The organism is Flavobacterium sp. B183 (assembly GCF_023539155.1).
Taxonomy (GTDB): Bacteria; Bacteroidota; Bacteroidia; order Flavobacteriales; family Flavobacteriaceae; genus Flavobacterium; species Flavobacterium tructae.
Map to the genome: position 1 here is coordinate 2,800,797 of NZ_CP097434.1, position 25,431 is coordinate 2,826,227.

At 35.6% G+C, this 25,431-nt stretch carries 24 protein-coding genes; 14 read left to right on the top strand and 10 right to left on the bottom strand.

Annotated features, from left to right (window positions below):
- Positions 1 to 230: 230 nt before the first annotated feature.
- Together M4I44_RS11885 and M4I44_RS11890 are read left to right on the top strand one after the other, a co-directional pair.
- On the top strand, positions 231 to 1,100 hold the full coding sequence (locus tag M4I44_RS11885) for an alpha/beta hydrolase family protein (RefSeq protein ID WP_249964832.1): 870 nt from the start codon (positions 231 to 233) through the stop codon (positions 1,098 to 1,100).
- Between the two features lie 102 nt (positions 1,101 to 1,202).
- Complete coding sequence (locus M4I44_RS11890; RefSeq protein WP_233430765.1) at positions 1,203 to 1,733, top strand: hypothetical protein; 531 nt, start codon at positions 1,203 to 1,205, stop codon at positions 1,731 to 1,733.
- A 70-nt stretch (positions 1,734 to 1,803) separates the two neighbouring features.
- Here M4I44_RS11890 and M4I44_RS11895 read toward each other — a convergent pair whose 3' ends face one another.
- Together M4I44_RS11895 and M4I44_RS11900 are read right to left on the bottom strand one after the other, a co-directional pair.
- A complete protein-coding gene (locus M4I44_RS11895; RefSeq protein WP_230000383.1) occupies positions 1,804 to 2,769 on the bottom strand; it encodes a TerC family protein in 966 nt (321 codons plus the stop codon).
- A 220-nt stretch (positions 2,770 to 2,989) separates the two neighbouring features.
- Positions 2,990 to 4,006 carry a glutamine synthetase beta-grasp domain-containing protein gene (locus M4I44_RS11900; RefSeq protein WP_017498734.1) on the bottom strand — a complete coding sequence of 339 codons (1,017 nt, stop codon included), beginning with the start codon at positions 4,004 to 4,006 and terminating at the stop codon, positions 2,990 to 2,992.
- A 429-nt stretch (positions 4,007 to 4,435) separates the two neighbouring features.
- Here M4I44_RS11900 and M4I44_RS11905 point away from each other — a divergent pair, with 429 nt between their 5' ends.
- The 10 genes from M4I44_RS11905 to M4I44_RS11950 all read left to right on the top strand — a co-directional run bounded on the left by M4I44_RS11905 (position 4,436) and on the right by M4I44_RS11950 (position 15,093).
- Positions 4,436 to 6,625, top strand: a complete 2,190-nt coding sequence (locus tag M4I44_RS11905; protein ID WP_026110219.1) for a glutamine synthetase III — start codon at positions 4,436 to 4,438, stop codon at positions 6,623 to 6,625.
- A 395-nt stretch (positions 6,626 to 7,020) separates the two neighbouring features.
- Positions 7,021 to 7,647, top strand: coding sequence for a hypothetical protein (locus tag M4I44_RS11910; RefSeq protein ID WP_081603555.1), 627 nt, complete (start codon positions 7,021 to 7,023; stop codon positions 7,645 to 7,647).
- 66 nt (positions 7,648 to 7,713) lie between these two features.
- A complete protein-coding gene (locus M4I44_RS11915; RefSeq protein WP_017498731.1) occupies positions 7,714 to 8,193 on the top strand; it encodes a hypothetical protein in 480 nt (159 codons plus the stop codon).
- A gap of 4 nt (positions 8,194 to 8,197) precedes the next feature.
- Positions 8,198 to 8,932: a curli production assembly/transport protein CsgE gene (locus tag M4I44_RS11920; RefSeq protein ID WP_249964833.1), complete on the top strand. Its 735-nt coding sequence runs from the start codon at positions 8,198 to 8,200 to the stop codon at positions 8,930 to 8,932.
- 87 nt (positions 8,933 to 9,019) lie between these two features.
- Entirely contained in the window at positions 9,020 to 9,478 is a 459-nt protein-coding gene (locus M4I44_RS11925; protein ID WP_017498728.1) for a curli assembly protein CsgF, read from the top strand.
- 59 nt (positions 9,479 to 9,537) lie between these two features.
- Positions 9,538 to 10,908 (top strand): CsgG/HfaB family protein, encoded by a 1,371-nt coding sequence (locus tag M4I44_RS11930; RefSeq protein ID WP_249964834.1) that lies wholly within the window; start codon positions 9,538 to 9,540, stop codon positions 10,906 to 10,908.
- Between the two features lie 90 nt (positions 10,909 to 10,998).
- Entirely contained in the window at positions 10,999 to 12,486 is a 1,488-nt protein-coding gene (locus M4I44_RS11935; RefSeq protein WP_051041455.1) for a carboxypeptidase regulatory-like domain-containing protein, read from the top strand.
- 156 nt (positions 12,487 to 12,642) lie between these two features.
- The gene (locus tag M4I44_RS11940; RefSeq protein ID WP_026110216.1) at positions 12,643 to 13,821 is read left to right on the top strand and encodes an AIR synthase related protein; all 1,179 of its coding nucleotides are present in this window, start codon (positions 12,643 to 12,645) and stop codon (positions 13,819 to 13,821) included.
- A gap of 191 nt (positions 13,822 to 14,012) precedes the next feature.
- Entirely contained in the window at positions 14,013 to 14,369 is a 357-nt protein-coding gene (locus tag M4I44_RS11945) for a hypothetical protein (RefSeq protein WP_249964835.1), read from the top strand.
- Between the two features lie 118 nt (positions 14,370 to 14,487).
- Positions 14,488 to 15,093: a GNAT family N-acetyltransferase gene (locus M4I44_RS11950; RefSeq protein WP_017498723.1), complete on the top strand. Its 606-nt coding sequence runs from the start codon at positions 14,488 to 14,490 to the stop codon at positions 15,091 to 15,093.
- Positions 15,094 to 15,372: 279 nt separating this feature from the next.
- Here the strand turns inward: M4I44_RS11950 and M4I44_RS11955 are convergent, their stop codons facing one another.
- Positions 15,373 to 15,996: a M949_RS01915 family surface polysaccharide biosynthesis protein gene (locus tag M4I44_RS11955; RefSeq protein WP_017498722.1), complete on the bottom strand. Its 624-nt coding sequence runs from the start codon at positions 15,994 to 15,996 to the stop codon at positions 15,373 to 15,375.
- A 177-nt stretch (positions 15,997 to 16,173) separates the two neighbouring features.
- On the opposite strand from M4I44_RS11955, the gene M4I44_RS11960 reads away from it, so the two are divergent.
- Together M4I44_RS11960 and M4I44_RS11965 are read left to right on the top strand one after the other, a co-directional pair.
- Positions 16,174 to 18,498 carry a GH92 family glycosyl hydrolase gene (locus tag M4I44_RS11960; RefSeq protein WP_249964836.1) on the top strand — a complete coding sequence of 775 codons (2,325 nt, stop codon included), beginning with the start codon at positions 16,174 to 16,176 and terminating at the stop codon, positions 18,496 to 18,498.
- Between the two features lie 237 nt (positions 18,499 to 18,735).
- The gene (locus tag M4I44_RS11965; protein WP_017498720.1) at positions 18,736 to 19,182 is read left to right on the top strand and encodes a hypothetical protein; all 447 of its coding nucleotides are present in this window, start codon (positions 18,736 to 18,738) and stop codon (positions 19,180 to 19,182) included.
- 396 nt (positions 19,183 to 19,578) lie between these two features.
- On the opposite strand, the gene M4I44_RS11970 is transcribed toward M4I44_RS11965, so the two are convergent.
- The 7 genes from M4I44_RS11970 to M4I44_RS12000 all read right to left on the bottom strand — a co-directional run bounded on the left by M4I44_RS11970 (position 19,579) and on the right by M4I44_RS12000 (position 25,265).
- Complete coding sequence (locus tag M4I44_RS11970) at positions 19,579 to 21,438, bottom strand: peptidase M61 (RefSeq protein WP_017497300.1); 1,860 nt, start codon at positions 21,436 to 21,438, stop codon at positions 19,579 to 19,581.
- Between the two features lie 99 nt (positions 21,439 to 21,537).
- The gene (locus M4I44_RS11975) at positions 21,538 to 21,816 is read right to left on the bottom strand and encodes a DUF2805 domain-containing protein (protein ID WP_017497301.1); all 279 of its coding nucleotides are present in this window, start codon (positions 21,814 to 21,816) and stop codon (positions 21,538 to 21,540) included.
- Between the two features lie 120 nt (positions 21,817 to 21,936).
- Positions 21,937 to 22,764, bottom strand: a complete 828-nt coding sequence (locus M4I44_RS11980; protein WP_249964837.1) for a sterol desaturase family protein — start codon at positions 22,762 to 22,764, stop codon at positions 21,937 to 21,939.
- 147 nt (positions 22,765 to 22,911) lie between these two features.
- Positions 22,912 to 23,154, bottom strand: coding sequence for a GlsB/YeaQ/YmgE family stress response membrane protein (locus M4I44_RS11985; RefSeq protein ID WP_017497303.1), 243 nt, complete (start codon positions 23,152 to 23,154; stop codon positions 22,912 to 22,914).
- A gap of 32 nt (positions 23,155 to 23,186) precedes the next feature.
- Entirely contained in the window at positions 23,187 to 23,894 is a 708-nt protein-coding gene (gene aqpZ / locus M4I44_RS11990) for an aquaporin Z (RefSeq protein WP_249964838.1), read from the bottom strand.
- A gap of 29 nt (positions 23,895 to 23,923) precedes the next feature.
- Positions 23,924 to 24,280, bottom strand: a complete 357-nt coding sequence (locus M4I44_RS11995; RefSeq protein WP_017497305.1) for a hypothetical protein — start codon at positions 24,278 to 24,280, stop codon at positions 23,924 to 23,926.
- A gap of 85 nt (positions 24,281 to 24,365) precedes the next feature.
- Positions 24,366 to 25,265 (bottom strand): EamA family transporter, encoded by a 900-nt coding sequence (locus M4I44_RS12000; RefSeq protein WP_070906878.1) that lies wholly within the window; start codon positions 25,263 to 25,265, stop codon positions 24,366 to 24,368.
- Positions 25,266 to 25,431: the final 166 nt, after the last annotated feature.

Sequence of the window (25,431 nt, forward strand, 5' to 3'; positions counted from 1 at the left end):
GTTTTTTAATCTTTTGTGTATCTCTGCGTATCCTTTGTGTCTCTTTGCGGAATTTTACTGTTTCATTTAATTGATGCAAACTAACGTGATTTGTGAAAAAAAACATTATAGTTTTAAATAAAAAAAAATCAAACAAATTCACCAATTCAGCATCGAAAAAACAATCAGATTTTTCATATGGTTTATGCTGAAAAAGTTATATTTACAAACCTTAATCAGAAAATTTAACTATGAAAAACTTTAAGATTTTAGTGTTTGCTGTTCTTATGGGGATCTCTTCAATGAGTTATGCCGCAAAAGTTGATACCCTTCAAGTTGCGAGTACAGCCATGAGTAAAACCTATAAAGCAGCGGTTGTTTTGCCTAATTCGTATGCCAAAAGCAAAGCTGCATTTCCGGTGATGTATTTATTGCATGGTGCTTACGGACATTTTAGCGATTGGTTAAAAAATACTCCCAGTAAGAAATTAGTACAAAATTTATCCGATCAGTATAATATAATCATAGTCATGCCCGAAGGAGAAACGTTTAGTTTCTATTTGGATAGTCCGGTAAACAAAGGAAGTCAGTTCGAAACCTTTATCACACAAGAGGTCGTTCAAAAAGTAGATAAAACATACCGAACCATAACCAACAGGAACGGAAGGGTAATCACGGGACTTTCTATGGGAGGTCACGGCGCTTTGTATTTGTCGGCCAAGCATCCTGATTTGTTTTGTGCTGCCGGAAGTATGAGTGGGGCGGTAGATATGGGAGTAATGCTACAGAGAGATGCATCGGCACAGGTGGTGAAATTAATGCAGCCTGTTTTTGGGGATAAAAGTGACAACTCTGAAATGTATGCGAAATATGCTGTATTGGGAATGTTGGACAAACTTAAAGCAAATAAACTCCCTCTGATTATAGATTGTGGTGTAGATGATTTTTTGATAGAACCTAACAGAGAGCTACATCGAAGATTGGTTTACAGCAAAGTAGATCACGATTATACCGAACGTGCAGGAGCGCATACCTGGGAGTATTGGGAGAATTCACTACCCTATCACGTTTTATTTTTTAATAAAATACTGCTTAAAAATCAGCAGGTTACAAAAAAATAATAGAAAAATCGAATAAGAACGGTATCAAATATTTTTTTTGGTTTGATTTTTGGAATACCTTTATATATGTATATTCTAAAAACAAATAATACCACAGAAATTATGAAAAAGATACTTACCCTATTCGCAGTTGCAGTCGTTGGACTGATTACATTTTCTAGTTGTGAAGGACCAGAAGGACCAGTGGGGCCTCCGGGAGCAGATTCTGCAATTCCTTATGTTTATGAAGTTAAAGCCAATTTTGTTGGGCCAAATTATTCTGTTACCAGTACACCTTCAGGTATGTTGTCAGGAGATAATATTTTAGTGTATGAATTAGTAAGTACAAGCGCACCAGATAGCTGGGCATTATTACCTCAGGTATACTATTTCAATAATGGTTTGGAAACTGCTCAATATAACTATACTTTTTCAAAAAATAGAGTTACAATCTTTATTACGGGTAGTTTAAGTGATTATTCTCAATTGCCGAGTAGTTTTAGGCTAGGAAAAGTATTCAGAGTAGTTATTATTCCGGGAGATGATGGGATAAATGCAAAAACCGGAAAAAAAGTAACAACTGATAATTTAGATTATAACGCAGTTATTAAAAAGTACAACATTGATGATAGTAATGTTAAGCAATTAAACTAATCATTGGAGTATAAAATAAAAAAAGGAGATCATGACGATCTCCTTTTTTTATTGACACTATTTTGAAGTGCTATTCCTTATTTGTATCAGTAAGTTCTTTTTCTGCTCCAAATTTTAAAGAAACCAGAATACCCGCTAAAAGGGAAAGAGCAATGAAGGCTAATGACGCCCATTCCGGTACGTGAATGAAATCGTGAAGCAGCATTTTTAATCCTACAAAACTTAAAATAGCAATAAGACTGTATTCCAAATAGCTGAATTTTGCCAGCATATTTGCTAAGAAAAAGTACATCGAACGCAATCCCAGTATGGCAAAAATATTAGAACTGAACACTAAAAAAGGATCAGAAGTAATGGCTAGAATTGCCGGTACACTGTCTACGGCAAAAAGCACATCCATGAATTCAATCACAATCAGCGCTACAAATAATGGTGTGGCTGCTTTTTTTGCTGTTTTTGTGGGAATGAAGAATTTTTCTCCCTCCATATGGGAAGTAATCGGAATGATTTTTCCTAATGTTTTATAAATGAAAGAATCTTTGGGCTGAAAATCTTCATCTTCGCCCGTAAACAGCATCTTGATTGCGGTAAAAAGCAGAAAGGCTCCAAATAAATAAGTAGTCCATGCAAATTTATTAATAAGCATTACACCAAAGAAAATCATTAGTCCACGGAAAACAACGGCTCCCAGAATTCCCCAGAATAAAACACGATGCTGGTATTTTTGTGGTATTTTGAACGATGCAAAAATAATGGCGATCACAAAAATATTGTCCACACTTAAAGATAACTCAATCAGGTAACCGGTTATAAACTTCATGGAAGCAACGGCGGGTTTCAGATTGTCAGGATTTGCGATGTAATCTGTAGTATAGAGCCAATAGATAACTCCTGAAAAAAGAAAGGATAAGGTTACCCAGATCAGTGTCCATTTACTTGCTTCTTTAGTACTAATGATGTGTGGGTTTTTGTTAAAAACGCCTAAGTCTAAAGCGAGAATAAGTGCAACTGCTATTAAAAAGAAAATCCAAACCATTAGGGTATTTTTTTAGTGATTCACAAAGATAGTTTTTAAATTATATCAATTATAATTATTTATCCTGTCTGTCATTTTCGGGCAGAATCAGAGCGTTAAGTATTAAAAAGTTATTTTCAAAATTTACACGACGTTTGTCTTTTCGATTGATAGGACAGACAATTCCATAAAAAAAGTGCCAACATTACGTTAGCACTTTTGTATATGTTCTAAAGCTGAATTACAATGCTGATTTTACAGTTTTGATAATTCTTGCAGCAATTTTATAAGGATCACCGTTTGAAGCAGGTCTTCTGTCTTCTAACCAGCCTTTCCATCCTTTTTGTACGGTCATTAATGGAATTCTGATAGAGCATCCTCTGTCTGAAACGCCATAAGAAAAATCGTGAATAGAAGCGGTTTCGTGTTTACCGGTTAAACGTTGGTCGTTGTAAGCTCCATAAACTGCAATGTGCTCTGCAGTAACAGGTCTGAAAGCTTCACAGATTCTTTCGTAAGTAGCCTGGTCTCCACATGTTCTTAGTACTTCGTTAGAGAAATTAGCATGCATACCTGAACCATTCCAGTCTGTATCTCCAAGTGGTTTTGGGTGGTATTCAATATAGTAACCGTATTTTTCAGTCAAACGATCTAATAAGTAACGAGCAACCCAGATTTCGTCTCCGGCTTTTTTAGCACCTTTAGCGAATAATTGAAATTCCCATTGTCCGCAGGCAACTTCCTGATTGATTCCTTCAAAATTAATTCCGGCTGCGATACAAAGATCAGCATGCTCTTCGACTAATTTTCTTCCGTGAGTATTTTTTCCACCTACTGAGCAGTAGTACATTCCTTGTGGAGCAGGGTAACCTCCAACCGGGAATCCAAGTGGAAGCTGAGTTTTGGTATCCATGATAAAATACTCTTGTTCAAATCCGAACCAAAAATCATCATTATCATCATCAATTGTAGCTCTACCGTTAGAAGGGTGTGGTTTTCCGTCAGCATACATAACTTCTGACATTACTAACCATCCGTTGATACGGGTTGGGTCTGGATATATTGCAACAGGAACCAAAAGACAGTCAGAAGATCCACCTTCGGCTTGTTTAGTAGAGGAACCATCAAATGACCAGTTTCCTAGTTCTTCTAATGTTCCTTTGAAATTTTCATGCTCTTCAACTTTAGTTTTACTTCTAAGATTTTGGGTTGGTTCATATCCGTCTAACCAAATGTATTCTAACTTAATTTTAGCCATAATAATATAAATTAATTTTCTTGTTTCTTTTTTGTTGGGACAAATATAGATTTATTTTTCTACTCCTAAAAATTAGGGGGCTATTTTGTTTGAAGTGGTATTATTTTTTGGATAAGATTAATTTGTGAGGGGGTATATTTTGAAAAAAGTAATTTTTAATGCCTTAAAAAGGCAAATTCGTAAAAATCAAGGATGTTTTTTAAATTTTTAGTTTAAGGAATTATGAAAAAATGTTTATTTAATGAATAATACTGCGGTGTTTTGTTATATTTCTTTGAATCAAATTCATTATTCTTTGAAAAAACCGCTTAACGTTGAAAAATCATCGAATAAAATTCTCTGGTTTATGTTTCAAACAGGGGTTTTTATTGATTATATTTGTTTCACTTTTTTAATGAAAATAATTACGAATTTTTAAACCCACTATACATGTCAACATTACGTTTCCAAGCTTTACAAGAAGCTTCCAACAGAAAGCCTGTACATTTTGAAGAAATAGACAGAAAGTCAAACATTTTTGGTTCAAATGTGTTTAATGAGAAAGCGATGAAGCAGTTTTTGACTTCTGATGCTTTAAAAGGAGTGAGAGATGCCGTTCAACACGGAACTAAGATAGACAGAAAACTGGCCGATTATATCGCCATGGGGATGAAAGAATGGGCATTGTCAAAAGGTGTAACTCATTATACACACTGGTTTCAGCCACTTACAGGCACAACAGCAGAAAAGCATGATGCTTTTTTTGAAACTTCTTATGACGGAAGTGATCCTGTAGAGAAATTCGGAGGAGCTCAATTGGTACAGCAGGAGCCTGATGCATCAAGTTTTCCGAATGGAGGAATAAGAAATACATTCGAGGCAAGAGGGTATACCGCTTGGGACCCAACTTCTCCGGCATTTATATATGGTACAACCTTATGTATTCCGACCGTATTTATCGCTTATACAGGAGAAGCGCTCGATAATAAGATTCCATTATTAAGAGCACTATCCGTTATGGATGAGGCTGCGACGGAAGTATGTAAATATTTCGATAAAAATGTAAAGAAAGTTACTGCTACTTTAGGATGGGAACAGGAATACTTTTTAATTGATAAAGCATTAGCCAATTCACGTCCTGACTTAATGATGACAGGAAGAACCTTACTGGGACATACTTCTGCAAAAGGGCAGCAATTAGACGATCATTATTTCGGTTCTATTCCAACACGTGCTTTAACGTATATGAGAGATTTAGAGCAGGAATGTATGCTGTTGGGGATTCCGGTAAAAACTCGTCACAATGAGGTAGCGCCAAACCAATTCGAATTAGCTCCGATTTTTGAAGAAACCAATCTGGCTGTAGATCATAACTCTTTATTAATGGATGTGATGCAGCGTGTAGCGGAGCGTCATGATTTTAAAGTATTGTTTCATGAAAAACCTTTTAAAGGAGTAAACGGTTCCGGAAAACACAATAACTGGTCATTGGCAACAGATACAGGAGTTAATTTATTGAGTCCGAGTAAAACGCCAATGAGTAATCTACAGTTTTTAACTTTCTTTATCAATACAATTAAAGCGGTTAATGATTACGAAACTTTATTGAGAGCGTCTATCGCAACAGCGAGCAACGATCATCGTTTGGGAGCTAATGAGGCGCCACCGGCAATTATATCGGTTTTTATTGGAGCACAATTGTCTAAAGTATTAATAGAATTGGAAAGTGTAACCACTGGAAAATTGTCCCCTGAAGAAAAAACAGACTTAAAGTTAAATGTAGTTGGGAAAATTCCGGACGTTCTTTTAGACAATACAGACCGTAACCGAACTTCTCCTTTTGCTTTTACCGGAAATAAATTTGAGTTTAGAGCTGTAGGTTCAAATGCCAATTGTTCCAACGCGATGACTACTTTGAATGCTATTGTGGCCAAACAATTAAGAGACTTTAAAACAGAGGTAGACTCTTTGATTGAATCTAAAGACATGAAAAAAGACGATGCCATCTTTAATGTTTTGAGAGAATACATCAAGCAGTCTAAAAAAATACTTTTTGAAGGAGACGGATATAGCGAAGCTTGGGAAAAAGAAGCCGCTAAAAGAGGATTAAGTAATTTTAAAACTACTCCGGAAGCTATTAAAGCTAAGGTTTCAAAACAAGCTTTGGAGTTATTTGATGAATTAGGAATTTTAAATCACGTAGAAGCAGAAGCACGTTACGAAATTGAATTGGAAGAATACACTAAGAAAATCCAAATTGAAGGACGAGTATTAGGGGATATTGCCAGAAATCATGTTATTCCAACGGCTATTCGCTATCAAAATACTTTAATCGAAAATGTAAAAGGATTAAAAGAAATTTTTGGTAAAGAGTTTGAAACTATTGCAAAAGAGCAAATAGTTCTCATTAAAGAAATTTCAGGACACATTGAAGGAATCAATTCTAAAGTATTGGCGATGACGAGTGAACGAAGAACGGCAAACCAATTGACTGATGCGCAAAAGATGGCCGAAGCTTACTGCAATAACGTAAAACCTTATTTTGAGGACATTCGTAATCATTGTGATAAATTAGAATTATTAGTAGATGATGAAAGCTGGACCTTAACGAAGTACAGAGAATTGTTATTTACGAAGTAATATTTTAGAATATACCCCATTAAGTCCCGTCTTTATTGAGATGGGATTTTTTTTATGGTTTTGTTAAAATAATATCATTATGTCTTTATTTTAACAAATGTTTAAATTGAATTGTGACTAAATTATGAAAAGTAGCTTTTTTCTTGCCAACGAAAAAAAGCATTAAAGTAGTTCATCGAGATAGTTTTACACTTCATCGAAAAGTAATTAAGATATTGGAAAATAGGTATTTATACCTGTTTTGGTTGGCGATAAGTTTTCTAATTTTGATCATGAAAGAAAGAAAATAAGGCTTTAATTTTTATTTTCGAATGGAGATTTTGATTGCATGATTTCCCTAAATCACGCTGACCTACATAATAAAATGTATTAATAACCAATTAAATATATTTATTATGAAAAGAGTAATTTTAAGCATCTCCGCGATGCTGTTTGTAGGAGTCGCAGCTTTTGCGCAAGGTAACATGAGTGATGTGGACCAAACAGGTTTATTAAATGGTGCACTGGTAGTTCAGGTAGGAGCAACTAATAGCTCAGATGTTGACCAGATAGGTATTGCCAACGTTGCAATTGTAGGACAGTACGGAGATGATAACGAGTCTACTGTTGGACAATTAGGAGGAGGAAATGTTGCTATTGTAACACAAATTGGAGACAATAACGATTCTAGTATCACTCAAGGAATCTGGTTCGGTAATCTTGCAGTTACTACTCAAATTGGAGCTTACAATAATTCTGATGTGTTACAGATTGGTAACTTTAATACAGCTACTACTAATCAATTTGGTCTTGCTAATAACGCTTTGACTCTTCAATTCGGATATGGCAACACTGCATCTACCGATCAAATAGGACTGTTTAACAATGCAGCTACTCTACAATTAGGCTGGGACAACACCTCTAGTATTCAACAATACGGAGCCGGTAACTTTGCAGCTACTGCACAATTTGGAAATGATCATATGAGCACAGTTACTCAAACAGGTTTCTTAAATGGAAGTGTAGTAATTCAATCTAACTAAGAATAAACCAGAAAAAGGAAGAGCTTGAGCTATTAAGTTCTTCCTTTTTTTAAATTACAATATGTTATGAAACGTTTAGCCACTTTTGTATCCTTACTAATCACCGGGATTTTATTCGCTCAGGTAATTGATGTGAATAGAAGTGACTATTTATTAAATGAAGCATACAATCGCAATCAAAATCAAACGATAAGTCAATATATTAAAAGCAACAACATCGTAACAGTTGCTCAAATTGGAAATTACAATCAAGCCAATTTAACCATCATAAGCAGTAATGCTTATGTTACCGCACAACAGACAGGCAACAACAACTACATGAATGTCTACAAAAATGCTGATGAAATCAATCAGTCCTACACACAAACAGGCAATAATAATTATATAAGTGATTTTTCGATGTACTCACGCGGAATCACTTCCATGGGAATCAATCAGTATGGCAATAATTTGTCGGTAATTAGTACTGGTTCAAATTCGATATCTAAAGATTTAATAATTAATCAAACGGGAAACTCGGGGACAATTTACATATTCAATCGCTAGTGTCATGAAAAAGTATTTGAACTTACTAATTGCATTTTTTGCTATTTTTTTTTCTGAATCAGGATTTTCTCAGGAAGTTCACATAGAAGTAAAAGCCAAAATAGAAGTAAAAGAAATAGAAAATTTACTTGCTATTACGGGAACTGCAGAAAACTTAAAATCGCAGTTTAAAAATATATCTTATAAATTGACTGTATTTAAAAAAAATAAAAAAAACTCGAATAAATCAAATAATGCTCAGGATGGCAGAGTCACATTAGAACCGATTCAAAAAGTTGAACTTTCTAAAACGCAAGTCAATTTTACACCAGAAGACGAGATTATAATATTGCTATTGATTTATGATGAAAAAAATGAATTGATAGGTAAAGACCGTGTTGTTTTTGGAGAAGATAAAGTATCAGATGCCGCTAAACCAATTCCCGTAGATGGAATTGAAATGATCGGGATTGTTGCTAATGATACCAAAACAAAACTGGGAAATGATTTTTATGATTTTTTTTATACACAATATTCAAAGCTAAGAATTAATACAAGTAAAATCGTGACCGTTCAAGAGGAATTGACTTTTGGACGTACAACAAAAATTACTATTCTGATAGATGGAGAAATAGTGGAAGAATTTATTTCGCGTCCGGACGAAGATTTTTTAAAATACATGGCAGAATCTGCAGCATCAAAAGCATTTAAGTATTTTAAAGACATCGAAAAACAGAATAAAATAATAACTCAGTATTAATAAATAACTCAATATTAATAATCGAGAAGTAATTTTTGTAGAGGAGTTTTTCTTTTTTTTTAATGTAGGAAACTAAATAACAGCAATATGAAAAATTTAATTTCATTCGTATTTGTGTTGGGTTTTTGTACCGTTTCTTTTTCACAGGATCTTGCTTATAAGCCTATTAATCCGGCTTTTAGCGGTGGTGAGACTTTTAATTATCAATGGATGCTTAGTTCTGCGCAGGCACAAAATGATTATAAAGATACTACTGCAAATGGCGGATACAAGCAGCCAACAGATCTGGAGCGTTTTAAAAGTACTTTAAATAACCAATTGCTCAATAGAATTTCAAATTCATTATTTGATAGTCAATTTGGTTCAGGTACAGGTTCTGGAGGTGGTACCGGAGGCGGTACCGGTGGAGGCGGAGGACTTACTCCTGGTAATTATGTCTTCGGAACGCTGTCTGTGGATATTTACAATTCTAACTTAGGAATGGTTGTCAATATTCTGGATATTGAAACTGGCGAGCAAACGCAAGTTATTATACCGGGTAAATAGTCTGGTATTCGATTTTTATAAAAGTAAGTTCATGTTTTATTATTAAAAAATAACTAATTATGAATAAAACTCTCCTTTTTCTACTGTTAATAACCTGCCTACTCTCAGGATGTGGCGCTTATTTTAATCAACCCGTAGGAGTTCAGAAAGCTGTTTTTGGAGAAAACACTTCTGCAACTGAACACTTAGTCGATATGCCAAAACCAAAAGAACAGATTGTGGTAGGGGTGTATAAATTTAAAGACCAGACAGGTCAATACAAAGCGACTGAAGTTGGAAGCACATTTAGCACAGCAGTTACTCAGGGTGCTACTTCTATTTTAATAAAAGCACTTCAAGATTCAAAATGGTTCGTTCCTATAGAACGTGAGAATCTGGGGAATTTATTAAACGAACGAAACATTATCCGGTCTACACGTCAGGAATATGAAGCAAAAAAAGAAGGCGGTGAAACAGTATTGACGCCTTTACTCTTTGCAGGAGTTTTATTAGAAGGTGGTATTATTTCCTATGACACCAATATTATTACCGGAGGTTTTGGAGCCCGATATTTTGGCGCCGGAGGTTCTACACGATACAGACAAGATCGGGTTACGGTATATTTAAGATTGGTTTCCACCTCAAACGGAAAAATACTAAACACTGTTTACGTTTCTAAGACCATCTTATCACAAAGTATAGACGCCAGTTTATTTCGATACGTAAATCTAAATCGACTTTTGGAAGTAGAAACCGGTTTTACAAGAAATGAACCCATTCAGCTGGCAGTTACCGAAGCCATAGAAAAAGCCGTTGAAGGCCTTATTGTACAAGGAATCAAAGACAAGCTTTGGGAAGTGAATGCACCTCAAAATCAAATCGATGCTTTTGTATCTGCCTATGATACAGAAAAAAGCGAAGCCGATCTGGCACAATTATACGATAGAAATTTAGAAGATAAAAGAGGCCTTTTTGGTATAGAGGTTTCCGGAGGAACAGCCATTATACAAGGCGATTATAAAAGTCCCGAACCGGCACCAATGATCAGAGGAGCGGTGAAGTATTTTTTCACTCCGGCTTTTAACATAAGTGCTTCGGCCAATGCATTCAAAATTGCCAATAAAGGAAGAGACAAATTGGGATATGTGTCTACAGATCTCAATCTCGAATGTATCATATTGCCTCGCGATATCCTGACTCCATTTGTTTTTGGGGGGTACGGATTTGAATTTAATAAAGAATACAAAAATTTTCATAGCAAAGTTCAGTTTGGAGGTGGTTTAGAATATATGGCGACTAGTAATTTAGGAGTAAAATTATTCGCAGAATATAATATGACCTTTAGCGACAATGTTGATTATATCGTAAGAGGTAAAAGAGATGATTATTACTGGAGACTTGGTTTGGGACTCACTTATTACTTCCCAAGAAGTTCCAAGCACAAGAAATAATAGTTCGCTGGTGTAATACCAAAGAGTGATATTTTTTCAATAACAAATTGAGAAAAAAATCAGTATAAGTTTAACAAAATCAAGACCGCAATGAAAATAGGACTAAAAATATTGATATGCTTTATGCTTTTGGTTTCTTGTAGTGAAGATCAAATCGATGAAACAGGAACGGGAGCAGTAAAAGGAAGAGTAGTAGATGCCCGAACATATGAAGGAATAGAAAACGCACGTATTTCTTCAAGCCCAACTACGAGTACCGTATTTTCGGATAAAGACGGATATTTCGAGATAGATAATATAACAATGGGAAAATATTCTTTTCAGGCCCAAAAAGATGGTTTTACCGCCAGATTTGAACCTGCCACTGTGGAGAAAGACATAACAGTTCAGATTATTTTTGAGTTACAAGTCTCTACTGCCAACAACAAACCACCAGATGTTCCCATATTAACCGCACCTACAGACAACGCTACAGGGCAACCGCTAACACTGGATTTAACATGGACGGCAAAAGATCCGGAATCAGATCCGATGACCTATACCGTTACGGTGAAAAACGGAACAACAGACGAAACTAAAACCTATGCCAATCTAAAAGACACAAAACTTAATATTTCAGGTTTAAGTTTTAGCACGAAATACTATTGGCAGGTAACAGCTGATGATGGAATTAATAAACCAATAAATAGTGTCACAAACTCTTTTACGACTTTAGCATTTCCAAATCCGAGATATTTGTATGTTAAAAAAGTAAAAAACAACAATGTCATTTATACAGCTGATGAAGCCGGAAATGAACTTCAATTGTCATCTGCCGAAGTAAACAGCTACAGACCGAGAAAAAATTTAAGCATCAACAGAATTGCTTATATAAGTTCTGACGGATCTTTGAATCAAATTTTCACAATGAATCCGGATGGTACTGATGTCAAAAAAATTACAAACTTTATACCTATAGCAGGATTTAATATGGAGTATGTTAATTATTGCTGGAGCACCAACGGAAGACAAATTATTTATCCAAATTTTGACAGACTGTATCGCATTGATTCTGACGGATCGGGATTGATTCAATTGTTTAAAACGCCAAACGGAAAATTCATTTCAGAATGTGAATGGAGTCAGGACGGGTCACAAATTGTACTTAAAGTAAATGATATGTCGGGATACAATGTTGAGATATATGTGATCAATACCGCCGGTGATGTATTGTATCAGGTACTTTCCGGAGTAACGGGTGGAGCAAGCGGTCTTAGTATTTCTGTAGACAATAGTAAAATTGCCTATACCAGAGATGTTTCAGGATTCGAAAATTCGACTTACAGACGATTAGACTCCAGAATATTTATTTACACAGCTGCGGACAATACTTCAACTGAACTGGCAAGTCAAAAACCAAATGGATTTAATGATTTCGATGTAAAATTCTCTCCAAATGAAGCAGAGCTGATTTATGTCAATACATCGAATGATGGTTTATCAGCCAACACGATACAAAAAGTTACTATTTCCAGCAGTAATAGTAATGGTTCGAGAACCACACTATTCCAGAACGCTTCAATGCCGGATTGGAGGTAAAATACTAAAAACTCAATTTTTGATAACCAATTTTATAGAAAAAAATCGGCAGTGCCTAAAAGCCTGCCGATTTTTTTTGCGAATCAGACATACGAATCAATCAAAGAATTAAAAAAAGGGATTATCTTTGCACCACATCAACACAAACTAAGTTTCATGAGTTCAGATTCTAGCAAAAGGTACGCACAAAGAGGTGTTTCGGCATCAAAAGAAGACGTACACAACGCCATAAAAAATATTGATAAAGGTTTATTCCCACAAGCATTTTGTAAAATTGTACCTGATTATTTAACGCAAGACCAGGAGCACTGTTTGATTATGCATGCCGACGGTGCCGGTACAAAATCATCATTAGCCTATATGTACTGGAAAGAAACCGGTGATATTTCGGTTTGGAAAGGAATTGCTCAGGATGCTTTAATCATGAATATCGATGACTTATTGTGTGTAGGAGCAACCGATAATATTTTGCTTTCTTCAACAATTGGAAGAAACAAAAACTTAATCCCTGCTGAGGTTATTTCAGCAATCATCAACGGTACAGAAGAATTAATCAACGAACTAAAATCTTTTGGTGTAACCATCCATTCAACAGGAGGAGAAACTGCCGATGTTGGTGATGTTGTTCGTACTATTATTGTAGATTCTACGGTAACAGCCCGCATGAAACGCAGCGATGTGGTAGATAATGCCAACATAAAAGCCGGTGACGTAATCGTTGGTTTGGCTTCTTTTGGACAGGCAACTTACGAGAAAAGCTATAACGGGGGAATGGGAAGTAACGGATTAACCTCTGCCCGTCACGATGTTTTTGGAAAATACCTCGCAGCAAAATACCCGGAGAGTTATGATGCAGCAGTACCCGAAGAATTAATCTATTCAGGTCAGGTAAATTTAACTGATGCTGTCGAAAACAGTCCAATAAATGCAGGACAGTTGGTACTTTCGCCAACCAGAACGTATGCACCGATTATCAAGAAAATCTTAGATACCTATACACCAGCTGATATTCACGGAATGGTACATTGCAGTGGAGGAGCTCAGACAAAGATTTTACATTTCGTTCAGAACTTACACATTATAAAAGACAATTTATTTCCGGTTCCGCCATTGTTCCAATTAATTCAGGAGCAATCTAAAACCGATTGGAAAGAAATGTATCAGGTTTTCAATTGCGGTCACCGTATGGAACTTTATGTTCCCGAAAATATTGCACAAGATATTATTGCAATTTCAAAATCATTCAATGTCGATGCGCAAATTGTAGGTAGAGTGGAAGCGGCAGACACTAAAAAGCTTACGATTACCAGCGAGTACGGAACATTCGAATATTAATATTTTTTGAGTTACAAAAGTTCAAAGGTTCTGAGTAGCAAAGGTTTCTATACCGGAGTTTACAACAGAGCCTTTTTTATTAATCATTAGCTTTTTTAGGAGCTAATCCCGCTATTCGTTATAATCTTTTGTGCCAAACCCTGTCACAAAAGGATTTTCACTGCTATCGGGGCTAAAAAAAACATCAAGCTATGTATGAATTACTTTTTTGGAGATATTTAGAAGAGGTTTATCTGAACCATCATGAAGTTTATGAAGCCCTTGTAGAAAAAGAAGAAGTAGACGGTCTTGCAGTACTTCCTGTTGACGTCATTATAAATAGAATCAATTCCGTTTTTTCCCAATGGGAGCGAGTGGACGAAAACAGCTGGAAAAACAGCACCGGAAAAGGAGCTTTCCAGGTAATTACCACACCGCAAAGCATCAAAATTGATTGTTACGGAACCGAAGGAAAAACCATGAATACACTGGTTTCCCTGATGGAAGAATTCAAATGTCCGTTATACGATCCGCAAGTTCCCGAGCGCTATGACGAAATGAATGAATAAACGATCAATTTTGTAAAACTTTGCGAATCTCTGTGCAAAACGTAGTGTCTCTCTGTGAAATAGTTTTTAGATAAAGTAAATAGAAGACTTTATAGTGAGCAGCTCAAAAAAAGAATTCATGACCACATCAAATTTTAATTTCTCCGATACTATAATTTTAGAAGACGATTCTGTTTTATTACGTCCTTTGCAAGAATCAGATGCCGATAATTTACTGGAAATCTCTGTTAACGAACCCGAAACCTGGAAATACTCCTTAGTAGGTGCAGATGGAAAAGAAAATTTGATCAATTATATCCAACTGGCAATAAAAGGAAGAGAGAATCAAAAAGAATTTCCGTTTATAGTTTTCGATAAGAAAACACAAAAGTATGCAGGTTCAACACGTTTCTACGACATGAATCTGGAGTATAAATCACTACAGCTGGGATATACCTGGTACGGATCGGCTTTTAGAGGAACCGGGCTTAACAAACATTGTAAATTTTTATTACTGCAATTTGCCTTTGAAACCCTTGGTGTGGAGCGTGTAGAGTTTCGTGCCGATAATAATAATGAACGTAGTATTGCCGCCATGAAAAGTATCGGCTGCAAAGTTGAAGGCGTTTTAAGAAGTCATATGCCAACCGCTAATAGTGATGTTCGTCGTGATTCTATTGTGTTGAGCATCCTGCAAAAAGAATGGTTTGATGAGGTAAAGGAAAATCTAAAGCGTAAGCTTTAAAAAGAGGCGCTAGCCTCGACCCATATTGTAGGGCCGGATTTTAATCCGGTCAAAACGTCACAAGAGCAAAAGAAGAACCATCGGTTCGGTCCATTTTACAAACCCATCGCAGACGTATAATTTGTTTAAAAAAAATGGCATTATAATATGTGCCACCCCTCTGGAACTCTTGAACGTGTTGTATTATTTTTTCAACGGCTTGAAATCCGTTGCTATAAATATGGCGTTCCTACGGAACTCTTAAACACAACTCGCAACTCATAACTCATAACGATCTACTTACCCGTCTTTCAAAAGTAAATTTTGCTCCTTTCTTAACCTTTCAACTAATGAATTAAGGTAGGTTTTTGTTTTTAGAGGAAGTAAATTCCAGGTTGAGTCCTTTTTAAAACTTCTGCAATAATCAAGATCGCATTCTACGGCACGAATTGCATATTTTTTGTTTTGATAGATCGTAATAATTTTAACGCGCCTTATCTCATTGTATTCTGTTCTCGTACCGTAAACAATCACCGGATCGATAAGCCCATCACCGTCCAGATCTGTTGTACTGCAGTATTTTGTCCAAAAATAGATCGTAGTTTCTTTAGGATCACTGTCTTCCAGTAAATCATTAATTCTCCATTTTTCAAGAAAACCGCCATGATCATTCAGTGTATAAATGGCCTGAATCTTCGTGTTTAAGGTATCTTTTTTTGAAATGTTTTTTTGATTTTCGCAGAGGAGTAATTCATACACACCGCTTTTATCAGAGCATTCGAGTGCTCTGTAAATTGGAAATTCCGAAACACCGTCAAGTTCCCTTTGAGCGATTTCTTTTTGGGTTAGTTTATGACTTTCTGTTTTTTGTGCAAAACCGAAAATGGTATAAAAAAGGATACAGAATAAAATAGCGTTTTTCATGAATAGTATGCATTTTACAGTACCAAAGATATTTAAAAGCTTTTGAGATCAGATCATTTTATATTTTTTAAAAAGCATATTTTGTTGTATTTTTCGAATCTGAAAGTATTGGTAAATCGATTTAGTAAAATGCCAATTGCTGTTTTTAAGTAAAAAGTAATGATTAAAAGAAAACTAATGAATAGAATAAATTGTAAAAATTTTGTTTTTGGATTATCCTTTTTAATATTCGGTTATACCGCTAATGCTCAGAAAAAAACAATTGAAAAACGAGATCTGATTCAGTATGTTGATCCTATGATTGGTACCGCCAAAATGGGGCATACCTATCCGGGAGCAACAGTTCCGTTTGGAAGTGTACAGTTAAGTCCTGAAACCGATACAATTGCCTACAGTACAAATGGAAAATATAACGGAGATGTCTATAAGTATTGTGCCGGATATCAATACGAAGATAAAACGATTGTAGGTTTTAGTCATACGCATTTTAGCGGAACTGGACATTCTGATTTGGGCGATTTTTTAATTATGCCCACAACCGGAAAGCTGCAGCTAAATCCCGGTGTTGCTTCAAAACCATTGTCCGGTTACCGATCGGCATTTTCTCATACTACCGAAAAAGCAGAGCCTGCGTACTACAGTGTACTTTTGGAAGATCATAAAATCAAAGCCGAACTTACGGCGACAACCCGCGTAGGAATGCATCAATACACCTTTCCAAAATCAGATGATGCACATATCATTTTAGATTTGACTTCGGGAATTTACAATTACGATAAAAAGAATGTATGGACATTTATTAGAGTAGAGAACGATACTTTGATTACCGGATATCGTCAGACCAATGGCTGGGCGAGAACCAGAACCGTATATTTTGCGATGAGTTTTAGCAAGCCCATTAAAAATTATGGACAGGCTCCATTGGAGAAAAGTGTGTACAGAGGTTTTTGGGGAAGATTTGATCAAACCAAAAACTTTCCCGAAATGGCGGGTCAGAACTTAAAATTGTTCTTTGATTTTGACACGGAAGAAGGAGAAAAAATAAAAATCAAAATGGCTCTGTCTCCTGTAAGTTCTGCCGGTGCAGTTGAAAACATGAAAAAAGAAGTTCCGGGTTGGGATTTTGAAAAAGTAAAAAAGCAAAGCCAGGAAGTCTGGAATAACGAGTTGAACAAAATTCAGGTGGAAACCCTTCAGAAAGAAGATTTAGTGAATTTTTATACCGCAATGTACCATGCCTTTTTAGGACCTACAGAATACATAGATTTAGACGGGAATTACAAAGGTTTGGATATGAACGTACATAAAGCCGAAAACTTTAAAAATTATACCAGTTACTCCTTATGGGATACTTATCGCGCCTTGCATCCATTATTCAATATAGTACAGCCTTCCCGAAATTCAGATATGATCAGTTCCATGTTGGCTCACTCCGATCAGAGTGTACACAAGATGCTGCCAATTTGGTCGCATTATGCCAATGAAAACTGGTGCATGATCGGGTATCATTCCGTTTCTGTAATTGCCGATGCCATTGTAAAAGGCAATATCAATTTCGATCCTGAAAAAGCACTTGAAGCTTGTGTGAAAACAGCAAAAGTGCCTTATTATGACGGATTGGAATATTATATGACAAAAGGTTATGTTCCAGAAGATAAAAATGGTGCTTCGGTTTCAAAAACACTCGAATATGCTTATGATGACTGGGCGATTGCACAGGCTGCAAAGAAATTAGGTAAAACCGAAATCTATAATGAATTTATCACAAGATCTAAAAATTACAAAAACGTTTACGATGCGCAAACGGGGTTCATGCGTCCGAAGTTAAACGACGGAACTTTTAAAAAGGAATTTGATCCTTTGGATACACATGGCCAGGGGTTTATTGAAGGAAATTCATGGAATTACAGTTTGTATGTTCCGCAGGATCCTGCTGATATGATCCAAATGATGGGAGGAAATGAGAAATTTAAAGTTCGTCTGGACTCTTTGTTTAACATGCATTTACCCGATAAATATTTTGAAAACACGGAAGATATCACCAGAGACGGAATCATTGGGAATTATGTTCATGGAAACGAACCTTCACACCATGTCGTTTATTTATACAATTGGACGAATTCACCATGGAAAGCTCAGGACAAAATCAGGATGATCCTGAAAAAAATGTACCGAAACGGAGCTGACGGTTTAGGAGGAAACGATGATTTTGGACAAATGAGTGCCTGGTATATTTTTAGCAGTTTAGGTTTTTACCCTGTAGCACCGGGTTCTGATGAATATGCATTAGGAAGCCCGTTAGTAAAAAAGGCGACTTTTAATCTGGAAAACGGAAAGAAATTCGAAGTCGAAACCATCAATCAATCCGATAAAAATGTGTTTGTGAGCAAGGTGATTTTGAATGGAAAACAATTAGATAAGCCTTTTCTGAAACATGCTGATATAATAAATGGAGGAAAGATCACATTTTATATGAGCGCTAAACCTAATAAGAGTTATTAGTTTTGTGTTATGAGTTGTATTGATTAACATTGTCAGGCTGAGCGAAGTCGAAGCCAACACCGTTTCGCTGAGCGGAATCGAAGGGTTCTCACGACGTAAAATGGCTTCGACTTCGCTCAGCCTGACACTCAAAAAAGTAACTTAAAAAAGGGCAAGGTTTAAATTCGAGAAAATTTTACAATTAATGGCGAAACAACAAAAAACTTCCCGAAATTTGCACTTTAAATAAAAGTAAACATGAAAATAAATCTAAAATCAGGAATTGATAAATTGCTTTTCGGAATGAAGCAGAACGATGTTACAGCTGCTTTAGGAAAGCCTGATAAAAATTATAAAGATGAAGATGATAATGTGATTTTTGTATACAATGCACAAAAGATCAGATTGACGTTTTATCAGGAAGAAGACCTGAAATTAGGTTATTTAGTAGCTTCAAGCAGCGATTTAGAAGTTTTTGGATTCAAATTAATCGGAAGAAAAATTGCTGATGTAAAGAAAGATTTAGCAACAAAAGGAATTACAAAATACAATCAGGAAACTTTTGATACCTTCGAGAATTACTTTAATGAAGACAACTGGTTCATCCTTCAAACAGAATTTGACGAAGTGGTGAAGTTTGAAATCGGTGCAATCATAAACGATAAAGACGAATTTGATTGGAAATTTCCAGTAAAGAAGAAGTAATTAAAAAGATTTGTAGCGTAAAGAACAAACAGGTGTCAGACTAAGTGAACTATATAGGTATGTAATATCAACTGAGCGAACTATATAGACATGTAAGGTTAGACTGAGCGAGGTATATAGGCACGTAAGGTCAGACTGAGCAAAGTATATAGGCACATAATGTCAGACTGAGCAAAGTATATAGGCAGATAATGTCAGACTGAGCGAAGTATATTGGCACATAATGTCAGACTGAGCGAAGTCGAAGTCCCACACGCTAAATCCGTACTGTTGAAGACTTCGACTTCGCTCAGTCTGACGTACGATGTTACCGTTTTATTCTGATAGCTCACAATAATAATTATAAAAAAAACCGACAATCTCTTGTCGGTTTTTTTGTGTTTGAGTTGAAAAGAACTATCCTTTCAACCATGCATTTTTTAGTTTTTCTTTCGAAGCGTCTGTTGCTTTAAAAGTCTCTTTTTCTTCAAACGGAACTTTTACAGTTCCTTTGATAGTTTGTTCAACACCGGCACGTTTTATTTTAATCGTAATTGGATCATTTTCCTTCCAGTTATCACTTTCGCCAATCAAATCATAAATGTTGTCGAAATTGTACGCTTTATCGTTTACAGCAAGAATGATATCGCCTCCTTTAAGATTTAAATTAGTAAAAAATACATTCAAATCGATATTAGAACGAACATTTATAGCTTTGGTAGCTTTGTCAACTCCAATATAAGGCGCCTGACCTTTAATGAAAACTGGCGCCGGAGCTTTTTCTGAAGCTTTGGCCACACCAACTTTTGCTAAATAAAAGTCATATGGAATAGGAGTGGTTCCTGCCACATATTTGTTTAAGAATTCACCAACCTCAGGATAAGTCAGTTCAGTTACTTTGGCAAAAAGTTCATTATCATTAAATGGTTTTTCAATACCATATTCATTCGATAATTTGTGCATTAGATCCAGGATTCCTCTTTCTCCATTGCTTTTTTCTCTAATGATGATGTCAATACACATTCCAATCAAAGCTCCTTTTTGATATACATTTAAGTATTGATCTTTATAAGGCTGATCCAGTACATTTTTACTCATTACGGTAAACGACATGGTATCGTTTAAACGTTTAGACTGCTCAATTTTATCGGCAATACGGGTGTAAAATTCAGCTTCGTTAATCAACCCCTGATTGATTTGAAACAGGTTGGCAAAATATTCTGTTACTCCTTCGTACATCCATAAATGCTCCGACATTTTTGGGGCATTGTAATCAAAAAACTGAATTTCTTTAGAGTGAATGGTTAACGGAGTTACGATGTGAAAAAATTCATGCGAAACTACATCTTTCATTGATTCTACCAGCTTTTCTTTAGGCATAGATTCCGGTAAAACAACTGTTGTAGCCGTTGGGTGTTCCAATGCTCCAAAACCGTGAGCATCATCCTTAGCCATACTTGACAGATACAAAAGAACAGTATACTTTTTGTTAGCATTTACTTTGCCTAAAAAGTTCTTTTGTGCCGTCATCATCGTTTTCATTTCTGGAGTAATGCTTTCGGCTGTAAATTTTCCGGTTGGAGAATAAACGGCGATTAAAATATCCATTCCATTTACGTTGAAAGTCGTATAATCAGGTTTAGAGTACATGATCGGATTTTCGACTAAAACAGCATAGCGGGAAGTGGTAAAAACGTCACTTGTTTTGCTGGCGTCTTCATCTGTCATTGAAGTGGCTCCCCAAAGTGTTTCAGGATGTGTTACTGTAACTTTATAAGGAATTTCTAATTTATCCTGAAAGTAACCTACGAAACCGTGTGTGTTAACTAAGAAATTAACGCCCGCATTGATATTTGTTCCGGCAGGAGAAAATACGTCATCATTTCCAAATCCCGTTCCTTTTTCAGTATCAAAAGTATCTCCTACCCAATAGGTAACTTTTTTTAATTTTTTTGCATCTGAAATAGACCAGGAGTTGTCATCAATCCTTTTTACAGTTAATTCATTTCCTTTGGCATCAAAGGCTTTAAAATCGCCTGAAAATTTACCGTAATTATCCGTAGAATAAGTTCCCGGAACCGTTTTTGGGATACTGTAAATTACTTCGTCAGTTTTTATTTGTGGAGGGTTTACCGTTACCAGAACTTTGTCGTCTTTTACATCAACAAGATTAATGTTTACGTCTACAACATTGTTTTTTGCTGTACTGGAGGAACTCCCTGTTTTACAGCTCCAAAGTGTGACTGCAAGCGCTAAGGTGTAAATTATTTTCTTCATTTCTTCATATTTGGTTATCGCTATTTGACACACAAAAGGTAAAAAAGTTACATTTCGATTAAAAATAAAAAAAAACTCCTGGATTTCAGGAGTTATATCTTAATCTAGTTTGTTTTTTATATAATATTTGCCATCCAAATCTTCGTCAAAATCGTCTATTTTAACTGGTTTTGGTTTTGGTTTATTTGCAATTGCCTTTTTTTTCCACATCTCAAATTTCTCAAGGGGCATTTTCTTTTTCATGATTTCCAGAATTTCTTTTTCTGCCAATCCAAATTCCTTTTTTATGATTTCAAATGGATTTTTTTCTTCTAAGGCTAACGAAACAATTTTTTCAGTTTGTTCCCAATTCAATTCTTTGCGGTTACTCTTTTTCATCACGTGAAAATTAATTCAAAATAGAGGTTAATGATTAATAGATTGATTTTCAATTTAAGTATCAATATTAATAAAAAAAATAATTAGTTGGTTCGATGAATGCTGTTTTTTTTAATGATTTTAACTGTTTTTTGCGGATCTCGATTTTTGAAACGGTATTTTTAATAGATTTTTCAAATTGTTGTTTTCTTCAACGGCCATGTGGGTATCTACGCCATAAATTATTTTGTCTTTGGGTAAAGTGGTGAAAGTACCAAACAGACGGTCCCAAACCGAAAAAATGTTGCCATAATTACTGTCTGTATACGGCAGAACGTAATGATGGTGTACTTTGTGCATATTGGGAGAAACCATAAAATAACTTAGTAAAGTGTCTAGTTTTTGAGGCAATGCTATATTGGCATGCGTAAACTGTGTAGAAATAACAGACAAGGTTTGGTATAGAAAAACCATCCACATTGGACTTCCGATGATCAAAACCCCAAGAGTTGTAAAGATAAATCGGATAATGCTTTCTCCGGGGTGATGCCGATTTGCGGATGTAGTGTCAATCCAGGTATCGGTGTGATGAACAAGATGAAAACGCCATAAAATTTTGAACCTGTGCTGTACATAATGAGGAGTATAGGCACCAATTAAATCCAGCAATAGTAAACCAATGATGGTGTAAAGCCAAAGAGGTAAAGCGGGTAACCATTGTAATAGTCCAAAGTGGTTTTCAGTCGTCCAGTTTGCTGTTTTAATTAAAATAAAAGCTAAAACAAAATTGACAATTATGGTAGTGAAAGTCAGGAATAAATTGATTCCTGCATGCTGCCATTTTCGATAGTGCATCCGGAACAGGGGAAAGGTATTTTCAATCATCCAAAAAAAGGTAATTCCGCCAACCAGAATTAAGCTTCTGTGCGAAGACGGAATTGTACTGAAATAGGCAATAATATCATTCATAAGGTTATATTGGAGTGATACAAAATAAGGGTGATTCAGATTGTTGAAGAAAAACAAATACAGGTAAGTTCTTCCGAAAAAAAGAAAAGAGAAAACCGAATAGAAGTATATTTGATTTTCTCTTTTGTGATAGTTATAAGCAAAGATTTATGCTTTTTTGATTAAGCTGATTATGAACAGTAAGACCCAGGCTCCTCCAACAGCAATTATAATTTGCCAAAGAAGTCCGCCACCACCGATACCTAATTTACCGGCAATCCAGCCTCCAATAATACCGCCAACAATTCCTACGACGATATTACCTAATAATCCAAAACCTGCACCTTTCCAGATCTGACCTGCTAGCCATCCTGATATTGCACCAATAAGTAAAAAATATAAAAATTCCATATGATAATTTTTTGAGGTTAAAGAGGAGTTGATTAAGCTTCGGCGTGATTTTGCAGTACGGTTTTATAAATGAAACCTGCTACAATAGCACCCAGAATTGGAGCAGCCCAAAACAGCCAGACTTGAGAAAGCGGCTCTCCACCAACAAAAATGGCCTGAGATAATGATCTTGCTGGATTTACCGAAGTATTGGTAATTGGAATACTGATTAGGTGTATTAAGGTTAGAGCAAAACCAATTGCAATACCGGCAAATCTTCCGTTGGCAAATTTATCTGTAGCTCCTAAAATTACTAATAAGAAAAACAATGTTAGTACAAACTCAGCGATAAAAGCAGATTGCAGGGAATATCCGTCAGGGGAGAAGGCTCCAAAACCATTAGAGGCAAAAGCTCCTGCTTTGGTATTATCAATGGCAAAACCGGCTTTTCCTGATGCAATGGTGAATAAAGTTCCTGCGGCCGCAAGAGCACCAACGCATTGTGCAATTATGTAAGGAATTAAGTCTTTTGCAGGAAATCTGCCGCCTGCCCATAGACCAAAAGAAACAGCCGGATTAAAGTGGCCTCCTGAAATATGTCCTACGGCATAAGCCATTGTAAGTACTGTTAAACCGAAAGCCAGTGCAACACCTGCAAATCCGATTCCTAAGTCGGGAATTCCGGCTGCAAAAATTGCGCTTCCACAACCTCCAAAAACCAGCCAAAAAGTTCCAAAAAACTCTGCAAATAATTTTTTCATAATAAATAGTTTTAATTAATAGTTGATTGTTAAAAAGTATATTGGTATGCCCACAAAATCAAAACAATCTGAATGGGCAAGCGTATAAACAAAATCCACTTGGGTAAACCAAAACTTGCTTTTTTATTCTGATACATATAGAGATTGGAAGGGAATACAGCAATTAAAGTAGCTATAATTCCCCATGCACCAAAATGAGAGGTAACAGGAATCAGGAGGAGTATGCCGAAGATGACCTCGGCACCACCACTTAAAATATTTATTAATTTAGGATTTGAAAAAAACGAGGGAATGATCTTAAGGTACATTCCCGGTTTTCTGAAATGATTTAATCCGGCAATAATATAAAGCGAAGCCATTAAATATAAATGCCAGGGTAAATTCATGATAAATAGGATTGTTTATCACGAATTTATAAAAAAATTAACAATTATTGCACTACAAGAGGCTTTTTTTTAGAGTGTTTCTAAATTAGCTGTTCTTGCGTTTGAAATTTACATTCATAATAACAATGGCTAAAATGATCAGAATAATTCCAATCCATTGTGAAAGAATTACTTCTTCATTTAATAAAACGTAGGCCATAGTTACTGAAACTGGCAACTCAAGGGCAGAAACGATACTTCCAAGACCAATTCCAGTTAATGGAAATCCAAGATTCATTAACATTGGAGGAATGATAGTTCCAAATAAAGCCAATATGATTCCCCATTTTGCAAAAATAGCAAGGTTAAAAGGAGTAACCTGTGTTACCAAGGCAAATGAAAATACGATAATGGCACCTCCAAACAGCATGTACAAACTACGTTGTGCCGACGATATTTCGGTTGCGACACGATTGGCTGTAAACATAGTAGTGGTGAAAGAAGCAGCGGCTAACATTCCCCACACAAGTCCTCTCCAGTCCAGTTCGATTTCGTTGTGTAGAATATTAGTGGCTAAAACAGTACCAATAAGAACGATAAATACTGAAAAAACTTTTTGTTTGGAAGGTAATTTCTTTTCTAAGATCATTTCAAGTAAAACTCCTATCCAGACTGTTTGCATTAGTAAAACGATACCAATTGAAACAGGGATGTATTTTACTGCCAAATAATAAAACAAACTCGTCATTCCTAATGAAGTACCGGCAAGCATTAAGCTGAATATGTTTTTTGGAGTTGCTTTCACAACATTGTCTTTATGTTTTAGTTTTTGGAATGTATTGATTAGTAAAATACCAATGATTCCTAATACAAATTGAGAGGTAGTTACTTCGGCAGTAGTATATCCTTCTGTGTAGGCCATTTTTACGAAAGTGGCTAACATTCCATAAGTTGTAGCTCCTAAGGCTACTAAAAATACTCCTTTTAATACATTGTTTTGTGACATCTTAATCTGTTTATTTTAAAAAATTTAAGCCGGCAAAGGTAAGCTATTTTGTTTAGGATTTAATAGAAAATATTGAGAAACGTTGTGATTGCGTTTATTTCGTTCTTTTTGTGAGGTTTAAAATTGAAGATTTGACAGGATGGTATAAAATAAAAAACCACCATGA